Source organism: Vibrio sp. Y29_XK_CS5, from assembly GCF_024181835.1.
Lineage (GTDB): Bacteria > Pseudomonadota > Gammaproteobacteria > Enterobacterales > Vibrionaceae > Vibrio > Vibrio harveyi.
This window is the reverse complement of sequence record NZ_JAMZAM010000006.1, coordinates 132,955-146,503: the sequence shown is the minus strand read 5'-3', so window position 1 is coordinate 146,503 and position 13,549 is coordinate 132,955. Positions and strand designations below refer to the sequence as shown.

Sequence of the window (13,549 nt, the reverse complement as noted above, 5' to 3'; positions counted from 1 at the left end):
TATGGAATATTTGAACCTAACATATTGGCAAAATATGATATTGAACTTCGATACTAATGCTCAATATCTGTTTTATGGGCTTGTTCTGCTAACCACAATGGCGTTTACGTTCACTGTAGGTTTTATTGTTTTTGGTCTTCGTTCTCCGTTAGATAAGCGTGTTCGAGATATTAATACTTCAGGCAATACTGGCAAAGACACAACAGCGGCTAAGTTTGCTCACACGTTAGATTCACTCAGCCCTTACATTGCTCAGGGTAGTGAAAAGGAGAAAGAAACCTACATACAGAAATTGATGCATGCTGGATTTCATAATAAGAGTGCCTTGTCAGTGTTTTACGCACTGAAAGGACTTTCTGCTTTGCTTGGTTTGATCATTGCGTTTGGCATTTACTATTTAGATATTGGTGGTTCGTTTCAGAACTTGTTCATTATTACCGCTGTGTTTATTGGCGTTTTCTTACCGAACATATTGTTAGAGCATATGAAAAAGGAGCGTCAGAGAAAAATACGCAATGGTGTACCAGATGCTTTAGACCTGTTGGTTGTATGTACAGAATCAGGTTTGGGTTTTAACGCAGCATTAAACAGGGTAACAAGGGAGTTGTACGTTTCTCATCCGGAATTTGCAGATGAGCTCGATACCGTGTGTACCAAAATACAAGCAGGGGTCACGATGCCAGATGCCCTCGCTCAGTTAGTTTCTAGAACTGGGCTGGTGGAGCTGTCTGGTTTGGTCTCTGTGTTAACCCACGCGGCTAAAATCGGTGGTAGTTTGGGGGAGACCTTACGTTCCTATACCGACGATTTTAGAGATAAACGACAACAAGCAGCAGAAGAAATTGCCGCTAAGATTCCTACAAAAATGCTGTTCCCAATGTTGCTGTTTATTTGGCCATGTTTTTTCATTGTTGCACTAGGACCAGGCATCTTGATTGTCCTTGATGCACTGTCTGCACCAGGAGCAAGTCTATGAATAACCTAAAACTTACGACCCTAACTCTGTGCATATCGTTAGCGACCGTCGGATGTACGAGCTCACCAGAGCCAAGCGATGATTTCAATGCTGCGCTGTATTCGGGCAAGCCAATAGATAGCTTGTCCAGTGATGCACCGCCATCAACCGAGAAAGAAGCTATTATGCGAGGTGATGTTGCACTACGAGAGCAGAATTTAGACCTTGCACTGTACGAATACATTCGGTCGTTGAGTTATCCAGAAAAGCAGTACCATGACAAAACACTCATGACGATAGGGCAAATACACGTAGCGCGTCAAAATGATCAACTGGCAGAAAAGGCGTTTCTCGCGTCAATTGAAAACAATCCTGAAAATGCAGCTGCCATGGCAGAGTTGGGGCTGCTGTATTCGAAGCAAGGAAGAATGAACGATGCGAAGAAGTATTTTGTCCAAGCGATAAATCAAGACCAAAAACGATTGAACTCTAGCACCACTGTGAGTGATTCCAATAGCATTGAGACGATACGGTCGCTTGCCATTGATAGTAGCTCGCCTGCTGTTGCTTATATGGGGCTAGGGGTCTTTTCTGATGTCAAAAGAAAGCACGATATTGCGCAAGAGTTTTTCAAGAAATGTTTAGAAGCTAATCCAACCTCAATTAAAGGGTTAGTTAATATGGGCTATTCACGTTACATGAGTGGTGATTATGCAAGTGCAAAACGTGTGACCGCTACGGCTCTTCAATATGACCCAGACAATGAGCGAGCAATTAATAATCTGGCATTGATTTATCTTGCAAGGGGAGAAAGCCAGCGTGCATTGAGCCTTTTCAAGCGTCAAATGTCAGATGCTGAAGCACTCAATAATGTCGGTTATTTCTTAATGCTTCAAGGTAAACCTGATGAAGCCATTCCGTACCTTCAGCAAGCGATTGACAAGAAACCATCCTATTACAAAGTAGCGAACGAAAACCTTGCTCGAGCATTAACTGAAGTGAGAAAGAAAGATAAACCAGCGGCGTGGTAAGTCGCTATTTTTGATTTATCCTACTTTTGGATTATGAACATAAAAAACAACTCATTGGTGAGTTGTTTTTTTATGCTTCCTAGAAGCTATTTGTGCAAAGTCAGTTAGAACGGCAGTTACCTATACATTCATCCGCGCTCGGGTTGTCAGACTCTACAGTGTTAGGCGAATAATGACATCCAGCATCTGGTCGAAACAAGGACCTAATGCTTCCTCATCAACCGCGTGACAGTACACACCTTGCAGTTGTGTTGGCTTAAAGTCGCTAGAAAGGCTTGGGCGACTGAGCATACTCGGATCATTTGCCATACGTAACAATAGGTCTTCCCCTTTCTCCATATCGGGACCAGAAAAACTGGTGAGAGACGAACCTAGACCTAGGGTAAACACGTAGATGTCTTCTTGTCTGGCTTTTTCCGCCATATCTTCGACTAAGTTGCGGGAAATACGATTGACCCGCTGATAAAGTTGAGCCGCAGTATGAGAATTTGGATTGTACTGAGCGACAGGACGTACAGGATGAGTTGGGTTAAGTACTCTGAACTCCGAGGCATTAACGCTATGGGTATTATAGTAGTCGGGGAAGCGTCTTAATTTATCGTCAATATTCGAGCCATGATAATCACCGTTAGATGCCGTCGTATTCACTCGGTTATGTCGCCAAAGTCCTCTAGGGGTCCCGTTTGACGTACTATCCCCCGAGCGAATAGAGCCTCTATGCCAGCCCGTTTCACCAACAAACCGGAAACGGCTTGAGAACGTGTTTGGTGCCCCATCAGTAAAGAACACTATCACCTTTAAGTTGGCAGGGTTGGAAACATTGCGTATCCCATCAAGAGCGCGATACAGACCTTCAGAGGCATTCGTGTATTGTGGAGAAGAGAAAGAGCCAAACGTAAAACTATCAATGGCACTTATCAAAGCTTGTCGTGAATGCCCTCTGGTGCTGTTAAACGTCACTGGAGTTTCCGCGCCGTATGCGTACTTCACGATAGAAACTCGGTCGAAGTTTTCGTTGAAGTTTTTTACGAACGACTTAGACCGATCAATCACATCTTGAGTTACATCGCCTATCGAACCAGAACGTAGTGAGGTTGTGTTGTCTACAACCAAGACTAAATCAACCGGTCTGCGAATGGTTTGAGCCTCAGCACTCACGTCCCAATTGCTATAACCAAACACACTCAAGAATGGATTCACTAAGCTAGCCGACGCGTTCAGATTGATGGAAACATTGCCAAATGCATCTGTGGAAAAATTAATCTGACCTAATGATGGATTGCTGTCGAGGTAGTTGGTTGGAATGTTGGCAGAGAAATATTTGTTTGCCGCTGCTCTCGCGGCAGATTCCCCATTTGCCACCGCTCGAGCTGCAGCAATACCGGCCGCATCTAAAGCGGCGAAGAGTTTGGCTTTTACTAAATAGGCTCGACCAGAATCTAGTGCTAGACCGGTAATCATTAAAAAGAAAGGAAGGGCGATGACGGTTAGCCAAATTACTAGCCCTTTAGACTTGCGGTGGTTTTTTGTGACATTCATCATAGCGACTACCTCACAAATAAGTGACTTCACCTATGGTGAAGCTGCTGTCAAAAACAAATGTAGAAACGGGGTCGTAGTCGTAAAAAACTTCAACGACATAAACAATCTCACTATCGTCTAGTGCTATCGGAAAATTTGATAATGCTGGTTTTGGACTTCCAAGATTGCACTCACCGTTACTCTGCCATGAGCCGCAACTTGACCATACTTGGCTGGCAATTGTAAGACCAGATTGATTCCAACGAATTTGTCGTGAGAGGTAGGGAGATTGGTTTTGTCTCCCAACAACAAGGCTGATGTAGATTGCTCCTTTAGTGGAGAGATCTATCGGTGAGGACGTTGAGGCGACAACATCCATTACCTCTTGTGGGGTTTCCGTACTGCTACGGGAGATCAGACTTGCTCCTTCTCGGCTTACATTAACCACAATACTGTTGGCTTGAAGTAGCTGAGTTAACTCAAATATACCCATCGCAACAATGAGCATCAAAGGTGCAATGATGACCATTTCTATCGATGCGAATCCTTTGGCTTGTTTTCGTCGTGCTTTGAACATGTTCTTATCCTTGTTCATTCTAGAACTGCTGTTTAGCAGAAAAGGCGTGCTAGAATGCCTCGTTTTTCATTGCTGAGCTTACGGTGAACTTGTAATGACCATTTTGGACAAATGGTCGAATGAAAGGGCTGAAGCTTGGCCACTCACAATCCAGATGAATGGAAATGAGCTGTCTTGGTTGTCCAAATCCAGCAACACTGTTTCCATCGATGTCTTCGACGCGAATGTTGCTGGTGTTGGTGACTCGGGATAAAAGACCGTCGGATGCATTATCAATTTTTGCAATAACGGCTGCGCTACGGTCGCTACTGTTATTCGGATCTAAGTCAGTCCGCCCAGTGATCGCATACCGAGCACCTTCTCTAACTGCATGTTGCATTGTCAACTTGACGTAACCAAACACTCCGAAATCGACAATAGTGAAGAAAATGATCATGTAAAAGAAGGCTACTATCGTGAATTCAATTAAAGCGGTGCCGATCTGGCGTATCTTTCTTACCACCATAACTGTGCCCCTTACCCTTAACTTTCCGGTATTACAGCGCCAGATGTAAAAATTTGGCGAAAGGTGAATCAAAATCACCTAAAATCAAATAGATAGTTCTAACGCGATAATAATATTTGTCCCATACTTAGGTATAGCAGTAGATTAATGACTTTTCGAATTTGAATAAGTAGTTTAATCAATGGTTTATTTATTAATGGTCTCAGTATCAAAAGTGAGAATTATTGTATTTTTACATGGGTTATTTAGTCATTTTTAAATATCTTCCGACTAATTTCCAAAGTAATATGGTTATGACAATACTTACATAACCATCGATAGCATAATGCCATGCAAGGTGTATAGACCCGATTTGAATAATAGCAGTGAATATCCAAGCAAATAGTCCGACTGTTTTTTTTACCTGATATAGTGCTAGGGCGGAAACCGTTGCAATAGAGACATGCATACTTGGCATTGCAGATATTCCAGAACCTACACCACTTTCATTGTTTACATAATCATTCCAAAGCGAATCTTGAGTTCCTAGAGCCCACAGGGGCATGTCGATGTATTTCAATATATAATCATTTTGAGAGTGTAACCTATCCATCAATAAACCATATCGTGCATCATCTAGTAATGCTTCATAGAAGCATGGACCAGCAGAGGAAAGTAAGGTTGCTAATAAAGCGCCAAATATCATCCAGCAAGACAAAAAAGAAAGAATGAACTGGAGCCTAATCTTAGGGTTTGACTGAGAACAGATAAAATAAATAAGAACACCAAGAAAGTAGAAAAACCAAAGGTTATAAAAAATATTAATAATTAGACTCATCCACGGACTACTAAATATAGTATGCGTTATGATCCAAGGGTCTATGCCAAAATGTAATAAACGATCTATATCTGCAAAGAGTTCATCATATTTGAAAGCATGCAGAAAAGGGATAATAGACTTCAAATAAGTGAAAGAAGAGAAAGTTACATGAACAGCAATGATCAAGAAAAGTATATATAATGGTCTATTTATTGGTGTTAACGAACTTTTAGCTTTGTAAAAAAATGCCTTTAACGGGTGAGGCTCTAGCTTGAATAAAAGATAGAAGTAATAATATATTCCCCATGCATTTAAAAAAACAAACATGGAAATACCCAATATTCCCAAATAGGTAAAAAAAGAAAATGTTATTCCACCTGGAGAAAAAAAAGAAATAATATAGGTAATGACTGAAGAGAGAATAATAAAGTAATAGATGAGCTTGTCATCTTTAAGATCAGATTGAATCTCTTTCAAGAAACGATGTAATTTTGTAGATAAATTAACCTCAGACTTTACACACTCATTTTCCATATATTATTAACCTAGTATGAAAACGTTGCTATTGAGTATAGTCGTAGTTAGAGGTGGTAATTTGATTAATGAAGATTAAAGTTTGATGAGGAAAATTTAAATAGTAATGAAAATGGAAGTTTTTAAATAAAATTAATAGGTTATGTTAATGCGGTAATGCCAGAGTAGGGATGAAAAAGCACTGCGCATGCAGTGCTCTGTGCCACTATCTACATCATGCCGGTCACAATGCCTGCTGCGACAAAGAATACGATCATCCAAAGTACAGATAGATTGAGCTTTTTATGTAGGTAGAAACCTGCAATGATCAGCGCGATATCAATCGGAGCAATCACAGCACTAGTGAATACTGGTTGGTAAAGTGCCGCTAAGAGTAAACCAACTACTGAGGCATTCACGCCATTAATTGCGCCAGATACCGCAGGTTTGCCAGCTAGAGCTTGCCAGTTTTTCAGCACGCCAAGTAACAGCAAAAAGCCCGGAAGAAAGACACCAAGTGTTGCAACTAGCGCCCCTAGAATTGGTGTATCCGATAGCTCATAGCCAATGTAAGTTGCGAAGGTAAACATCGGTCCAGGTACAGCTTGTGCTGCTGCGTAGCCCGTTAGGAACGCATCTTGGCTGAGCTGATCGCCAACAATATTTTGCAGCAATGGAAGAACCACGTGACCACCACCAAACACTAAACTGCCGACTTGGAAGAAGTCGCTAAATAACCCCAGCATCGGTAGAGCGTGAGCCACCAAAGGCAAGCCAACAAGAAGTACGGCAAACAGAGCGAGTGGAGCGATAGTTGGTTTGAACGGCTCTGCTGGTGTGGTCGATTCTTTCTTTAGGTATTGAGTACCAATCAAACCTGCCACTACTAAGACCAACATTTGTGTCATGATGCTAGGTGCAACTAATAGCGCTATTGCGGTTGCTACACACAATCCCGCTGTTAGTTTGCTTTGGCAGAAATTTTTGTACATTCCCCATGTCGCATCGGCGACCACCACAACAGCCAGTAACTTCAAGCCGTGTACGATGTTTTGGAACAGTGCCGTATCCGTGATTTGGCTGCTCACCATTGCAAGTGCCAACATGATGATCACCGAAGGCAGCGTGAATCCAAGAAATGCCATACAAGCGCCGCCCAGACCTCCGCGTTTGTAACCTAATGCAAAGCCAACTTGGCTTGACCCTGGTCCCGGTAAAAATTGGCTCAACGCCACGATTTGTGCGTATTCGCTATCATCAATCCACTTGAGTTTTTCTACGAACGTTTGGCGGAAGTAACCGATGTGTGCAGCAGGACCACCGAAACTGATCCAACCGAGCCAAAAAAAGGTTTTAAAAATGGTAAACATATTGAGCCTGTTAAATCTCCAATAACACTCCAGTTACTGTATGAAATGTACTAAGATGACTCAAATTAATAGTTTTAATTTCATCTATGAATGAAATGGGATTGGGTGATTTGTGAAAGATGATATTCAGTGGCGTAACATCGATTTGAATCTGTTGGTGACCTTCTCTTATCTGTATCGCTATCGCAGTGTGAGTTTGGCTGCCGAGAAGAGTTTTGTCAGTCAGTCCGCCATGAGCCACAGCTTATCGCGTTTGCGTGTGCTGTTTGATGACCCTCTGTTTGAGCGTAAAGGACATAAAATGGATCCGACTGAGCACGCGCATCATATTGCGCCAACAGTGCATCATCTACTGGATTCCATTGCCAAAGACTTGCTGACTAAGTCCGAGTTTCAGCCAGAAAACTACACTGGCGTGTGTCGCATTGGTCTTACCGATTATGCTGAGTTCATCTTCGCCCCTCTGCTTTATGATGAAATCCGCAAGCGCGCGCCGGAAGCGCAAATCAGCTTTATCAATGTTAATCGTAGCAACTATGTCGCGATTACTGAACACGACAAGCTCGATGTCATTCTTGGTAGCATGCCCGTACTCGATGACAACTTTGATAGCCAATATCTCTACACTGAAAAGCATGTGTGCCTATGCGATAAGCAGGTTTTAAACGGTGAGACTGAATTATCGATTGAAGCATTTGCCAATATTGAACAAGCCTTGGTGAGCCCGGATGGCAGTTTAAGTACCCAGGTAGACAAAAAACTCGCGGAACATGGTTTAAGCCGCAAGGTAACAGTGGCTTCTCGTAACTTCTTGACGATCCGTAATCTGCTTAAACAACGTAATTTGATTGCCATTGTGCCGGAAAAAATGGCATCAGCAGACGGATTTTCAGATGGCTTAGTGTCAGTGCAGCCACCGATCGCCGTCGCCGATTTTGATATTGCTATGCTGTGGCACACCAGTCGTAACAATGAAGACAAAGGGATGTGGCTACGTCAGCTGGTGGCAGATATCGTTACTTCAACGCACTCTCGCTGAACCTAGCATTTCGAGGTTACTTGGGTATAAAAAAGGGCACCGATGGGTGCCCTTGGTCTGACGAATGTGGTCAGGTGCTATCAAGCGTTATGTGTAAGGCTTACATTGCTTGAGTTGCTGGCGCTGCTTCTTTGGCGCGCTCTTCTTGGTCGAGTGATTTTTCGTATTGGCTGTACTTCCACCAAGCAAAGCCAAGGAAAATCACAATGCCACCAACGTTGTAGAAAATAATCGTCATGATGTCTGCGCCAGTTGGGAAGGTTGACGCTAGGAAGCCCACAGTAAAGATAACGATAAGCACAGAAACCGCAGCGATACCTGTCATACGAGAGCCCATTTTGAAATCACGTTCTAGATGGTCCAGTTTTAGGCGTAGGTTTAGGTAAGCCAACATGATAAACAGTGGTGGCAACATTGAAGCCGCAGCCGTCATGTTGATGACCGTGTTCATCAGATCTTGCGCTGTGTTCGAGCCCAAAGTCGGGATGATCATCAGTGGAATAACGATAAGGAATTGGTACCAAGCCGCACGAGCAGGCACGCCGTTTTCATTTAGCTCTACGGTTTTCTTACCAAAGATACCTTCTGGAATTTCAGAGAAGAAGATTTTCACTGGTGTCGCTGTCCACATTAGCAGAGAGCCGAACATCGCGGTAAACGACACTAAGCCTACAAAGCGGTTCATCAATATTTCAGGCAAGCCGAAGTGCGCCGCTAAACCTTCAAATACTTGTACAGAACCACCCGTGTATTTAAGTGTTTCGCTAGGTACGAACACGTTAATCAGCACTGAAGCGACACAGTAAAGTACGCCGATGAAGATACCTGCAACGATGATCACTTTAACAAAAGACTTTGAGCCGCCTTTCACGTCGTTTACGTAAACCGCCACCGATTCAGCACCGCCTGCAGCCATAAAGATCCAAGTGGTAATGCCGAGGAATGCCCAGCTAAAGTCTGGCACCATAGCTTCTACTGTGATTGGGTCTGCAGGTTGAACGCCACCGACTAATGCAGCGCCAGCAAGTAGGATGTACGACATAGTCAGTAGCAGCATCAAAGAAGAAGTGACTGAGGTAATTGGACCCAACATCTTCGCGCCGTTAGTTGATACGTAAGTTGCGAACGCAAACAGAATCATACTCAGTGCTGTTGTGGTGAGTGGGGTCAGAATGTATTCATAGCCAAGGAACGCGTATGACGCATAAGCAATAACGCGTGGCAGCAATGACGTGAAGAAAAATAGGTTAACAAACCAGTAGGTGTAGGCAGAGATAAACGCCCAACGTCCGCCAAGTGAGCTTTTTACCCATGCATATACACCGGCTTCCGAGTCTTTGTTTAACGATACAAACTCTGCGATGATCAAACAGAAAGGAATAAAGTAAAAAATGGTTGCCAAGAAGAACATTGGCGCTGAAGCAAGACCGATCTCAATGTTGTTATTAATTACGTTGTTGAAGCTAAAGACCGCGGCAAAGGTAAGGGACAACAACCCGAATTTGCCTATCGTATTACGTTTGGATTCAGACATTTTCTATCTCCGATGAATCACGTTGGAATTGTAGGGAGGAAGGGCTTGCATTGCTGTGAGCGCAGCCCTTCTCTTGTTCTTTGCTTTTGTTATTTATTTAAGAAGTAGCCATCTTCGATAGTGACTTTCAGCACGACCTTTCTAACGCGGTTATCACCGTGGAAGCGGTAGGCTTTGGTGTTATCGAAAATTGCTACTTGACCCTCACAAAGCTCACGAGTATCCCCTTGACCGGAAAGGAACTCGCGGTCAGTTTCATCTTGGTAAGCTTGCTCAGGTTGTAGGTTTTTCTTGTCTGCGAACTCCACCGTTTCGCGACCTTCAAGGTAGTAATGCACGTCGAAGTAGCGGCGGTTGCCTTCAAACATTTCAGTTTGTTTTGTGCCGTCTTGAATCATGTAAACCAAGGAGTCTCCGATGGAATACATCACGCCATCTTTAAGGTTTACGGTGTTCTCAATTGCCTCGACACAGCGCTGCCATTTACGCCCATTGCGGTACACGACTTTGAATTGGTCTAAGTTGTCTAACACGATCATGGATTACGCCTCGTTTGCTGTTTGAGTATTGGATTGAGTGAAGAACGCATTGTCGAAATCATGGTTTGCCATGGCTTGTGCACTGCAATCGCCAACTTGAAGCGGTATCAGCGTTAAGCCATAACGGAATTCATCCATGTACACGCGGTATGAGTCGAGCACTTCGCTTCCCCACGAGTTTGAGCCCAGTCCCATCACTTGATGGTCAAGGTTGAGCGTGATGTAGCCGCTCTTTTCTAGCTCAATGGTGTGTTGCGCTTCGTGCAGGTTTTGGTTGGTGTAGAACCACGCGCTGAAGTTGATTTCTTGTTGTGGTTTCACCAACAACCCCGTGCCGTGACGATTCGTTAGTGATGCCCAACGAACGTGTTGGCGGTTGCCGTTGTTTTGTGGGAACGGGTAGTTCTCAAACATGTCGGCTACCGTGCTGTGGTAAACATCAATCAAGTTGGCTTGGCGGCTGTCTTGGTAGTTTTCTTCAGGACCACGACCGTAGTAACTGACTTGGTCAAAGCTGCCGTTGATGCCCAAATCCAAACCAATCACAGGGATAACATGCGAGTAATCGCCGTAGCGCTCGCCACTCAGTTCCACATTCAAATGCCCTTGTGCGTTGATTTGGTAGCGGTAGGTACAGCGCATGCCAAAATCGAACACCGGCGGTGCAATGATGCTGGTGGTCGTGATCGAAACCGAATCATCGGTTGCTTCGACTTGCAGCGTGCGGAAGTGCTCTTGCATGATTTGCAAGTGTGCTGGGTGCCACAAACCTTCGTACTCTTGTTTGTGGTTATCAATCATTGGCTTGAAGAAGTTCAGTCTAGGCTCAGATTGAATCAGCTCTTCACCATTGACGAGCCAAGAGGTCAGCTTGCCGTTGACTTTAGAGAAAATCAGCGTGAAGTTGTGACCTTCAATTACGTGTTCCAAGCGGCTTTCTGTTGTTACTAACGCTTGCGCATTGTGGTTAACAAACTCGGCTTCACTTGCTGTGTTTTCTTTTAGCTGGAACTGGTAGGTCGCGATGCCGTGGTTTGCTTCGCTGTACAGAGTTCGACTGTCTTTACGCACGGTGAAGTTAATAAAGGCTTCACGCTCGTCCAGTTCAGGCAAATTAATCGTGATTTCACGTACGCTGTTCGCTGCAAGCTCTTCGACCTTAAACTGCACGCAGCGCAGCGTTTCACCTTCCGCTCGGATATCTGCAGTGATGGTGTAATCATTCAGGTTGGTGAACCACAATTTGTTCTCTATGGTAAAGCGGTCTTTTGTGCCTTGCACCGCGTGAATTTTCACTGGTGCGATAACTTGTTTGTATTCTTTTAAGCCTGGTCCCGGCGTTTGATCTGGGTAAATCAAACCATCCATACAGAAGTTGTAGTTGTTTGGATAATCGCCGTAGTCGCCGCCGTACTTGTAGAACTCTTGACCATTTTCATCGCGCGCTAATACGCCATGGTCACACCATTCCCAAACGTAGTGACCTTGAATGTGGTCATGCTTGTAGAACACGTTTTGGTATTCCGTCAGACCGCCAGGTCCGTTACCCATCGCGTGTGCGTATTCGCAGATGATGCGAGGTTTGTCGTGCGGGTGTTCACCAAAGTGGTTCATGAGCTGAGCACGTGAGTACATGGTTGAAATGACGTCAACCACTTCTGCATCGCGGTCCTCTTCGTAGTGCACTAAGCGAGTGTCATCAATCGCCTTAGTTGCGCTGTACATAGCGCGGATATTGCAGCCGTAACCAGACTCATTACCCAGTGACCACATGATGATCGAAGGATGGTTCTTTTGAGCATGAACATGACGCTCTGCGCGATCGACAAACACACTTTCCCATGCAGGGTCATTGGTGATACGGCTGAGATCGCCAACGTTAGCGAAGCCGTGGGTTTCTACGTCGGTTTCTGCCATTACGAACAAGCCGTAAATGTCACACAGCTCGTAGAAGCGTGGGTCGTTAGGGTAGTGCGCGGTGCGAACTGAGTTGATGTTGTGCTGTTTCATCAAGATCAGGTCTTTCTCGATGCGATCCATACCAACAGCGCGACCTTTTAGGTGGTCATTATCATGACGGTTTACGCCGTGCAGCATCACGTATTGGTTGTTGATGTAGAACAGACCATCACGCACTTTAATGTCTCGGAAGCCAACACGTTTCGGAATCACTTCGACAATATTACCTTGTGCGTCTTTTAGCGTAATGAACAGTTGGTAAAGGTATGGATTTTCCGCTGTCCAATGGATTGGGTTCACCACATCAATGGCAAAGCTTGTTTGGCTGTTGTCTTGGATAGTCAGTGAATCACATTGACCGCTTACAACCACAGTGCTTTTATCTTGAAGGGCATATTCCAGCGTGTAACCAGACGCAACCGTAGTCGATAGGTTTTCTAGTTCAACTTGGCAGCTTAAGGTAGCACTTTGGTAATCGTCGGCGAAATCAGTACGAACAGTCAGATCTTGGACGTGAACGTGCTCTTTTCCGACAAGGTACACATCGCGGAATATACCCGCCGTCCACCACATGTCTTGGTCTTCAATGTAAGTCGAATCTGCCCACTGCATCACACGTACAGACAGTAAATTTTCACCTTGTTGTACATAAGAAGAGATGTCGAACTCTGCGGTCAATCGACTGCCTTTGCTAAAGCCAACGTAATGACCGTTTACGTAAACTTCGAAGTAGGTTTCAACGCCATCAAATTTGATGATGGTTTGTTTGTCGTTCCAGTTTTCACCCAGAGTGAACGTGCGTTGGTAAGCACCTGTCGGGTTATCTGTCGGAACAAAAGGCACATCGATAGGGAATGGGAAGCCTTCATCTGTGTATTGAAGGTCGCCATGACCTTCCATTTGCCACATGTTTGGAACGGTAATTTGTCCCCATTCTTCCATTTTTTGCGAGTAAAACTCTTCTGGCACCAAGAGAGGATTGGTGAAGTAGTTGAATGTCCATTGACCACTTAGCAGTTTGAAGCGGCTGCTCAGTTCTCGTTGGAATGTTTGTGCGTTTTTAATTGAATCGTAAGAAAAGAAGTAAGCACGTGGTGCCATACGATTCTCATGCAGGTGAAGGAAGTTTTCCCAATTGTTCACGTTTGTTCTCCCCTCGGCTTAGTTTGGTAGCAGGCAAAGGAAGAGTCCAATGCTTGAAGCTATC

General features: G+C 44.3%; 11 protein-coding genes. 3 read left to right on the top strand and 8 right to left on the bottom strand.

Features of this window, described 5'->3' with window-relative positions; translation table 11 throughout:
* Position 1 precedes the first annotated feature (1 nt).
* A complete protein-coding gene (locus NL647_RS21325) occupies positions 2–976 on the top strand; it encodes a type II secretion system F family protein (protein WP_029790394.1) in 975 nt (324 codons plus the stop codon).
* A complete protein-coding gene (locus NL647_RS21320) occupies positions 973–1,986 on the top strand; it encodes a lipopolysaccharide assembly protein LapB (protein WP_050582053.1) in 1,014 nt (337 codons plus the stop codon). The genes NL647_RS21325 and NL647_RS21320 overlap by 4 nt, the downstream gene beginning before the upstream one ends.
* Positions 1,987–2,139: 153 nt before the next feature.
* Here the strand turns inward: NL647_RS21320 and NL647_RS21315 are convergent, their stop codons facing one another.
* From NL647_RS21315 to chrA, 5 genes are all read right to left on the bottom strand, one after another.
* Complete coding sequence (locus NL647_RS21315; protein ID WP_029790397.1) at positions 2,140–3,528, bottom strand: vWA domain-containing protein; 1,389 nt, start codon at positions 3,526–3,528, stop codon at positions 2,140–2,142.
* 10 nt (positions 3,529–3,538) lie between these two features.
* Positions 3,539–4,084, bottom strand: a complete 546-nt coding sequence (locus tag NL647_RS21310; protein ID WP_029790398.1) for a TadE/TadG family type IV pilus assembly protein — start codon at positions 4,082–4,084, stop codon at positions 3,539–3,541.
* Between the two features lie 49 nt (positions 4,085–4,133).
* Positions 4,134–4,589 carry a TadE/TadG family type IV pilus assembly protein gene (locus tag NL647_RS21305; protein ID WP_033001634.1) on the bottom strand — a complete coding sequence of 152 codons (456 nt, stop codon included), beginning with the start codon at positions 4,587–4,589 and terminating at the stop codon, positions 4,134–4,136.
* Between the two features lie 241 nt (positions 4,590–4,830).
* Entirely contained in the window at positions 4,831–5,922 is a 1,092-nt protein-coding gene (locus tag NL647_RS21300; RefSeq protein WP_253650664.1) for a phosphatase PAP2 family protein, read from the bottom strand.
* 209 nt (positions 5,923–6,131) lie between these two features.
* Complete coding sequence (chrA, locus tag NL647_RS21295) at positions 6,132–7,271, bottom strand: chromate efflux transporter (protein ID WP_253650663.1); 1,140 nt, start codon at positions 7,269–7,271, stop codon at positions 6,132–6,134.
* A 112-nt stretch (positions 7,272–7,383) separates the two neighbouring features.
* Here chrA and NL647_RS21290 point away from each other — a divergent pair, with 112 nt between their 5' ends.
* On the top strand, positions 7,384–8,310 hold the full coding sequence (locus NL647_RS21290) for a LysR family transcriptional regulator (protein ID WP_050902524.1): 927 nt from the start codon (positions 7,384–7,386) through the stop codon (positions 8,308–8,310).
* 100 nt (positions 8,311–8,410) lie between these two features.
* Here the strand turns inward: NL647_RS21290 and NL647_RS21285 are convergent, their stop codons facing one another.
* The 3 genes from NL647_RS21285 to ebgA all read right to left on the bottom strand — a co-directional run bounded on the left by NL647_RS21285 (position 8,411) and on the right by ebgA (position 13,485).
* On the bottom strand, positions 8,411–9,844 hold the full coding sequence (locus tag NL647_RS21285) for an amino acid permease (protein ID WP_005449069.1): 1,434 nt from the start codon (positions 9,842–9,844) through the stop codon (positions 8,411–8,413).
* A gap of 89 nt (positions 9,845–9,933) precedes the next feature.
* Positions 9,934–10,383 (bottom strand): beta-galactosidase subunit beta, encoded by a 450-nt coding sequence (locus NL647_RS21280; RefSeq protein ID WP_009698695.1) that lies wholly within the window; start codon positions 10,381–10,383, stop codon positions 9,934–9,936.
* A 3-nt stretch (positions 10,384–10,386) separates the two neighbouring features.
* Positions 10,387–13,485 (bottom strand): beta-galactosidase subunit alpha, encoded by a 3,099-nt coding sequence (gene ebgA / locus NL647_RS21275; RefSeq protein ID WP_253650662.1) that lies wholly within the window; start codon positions 13,483–13,485, stop codon positions 10,387–10,389.
* Positions 13,486–13,549 lie beyond the last annotated feature (64 nt).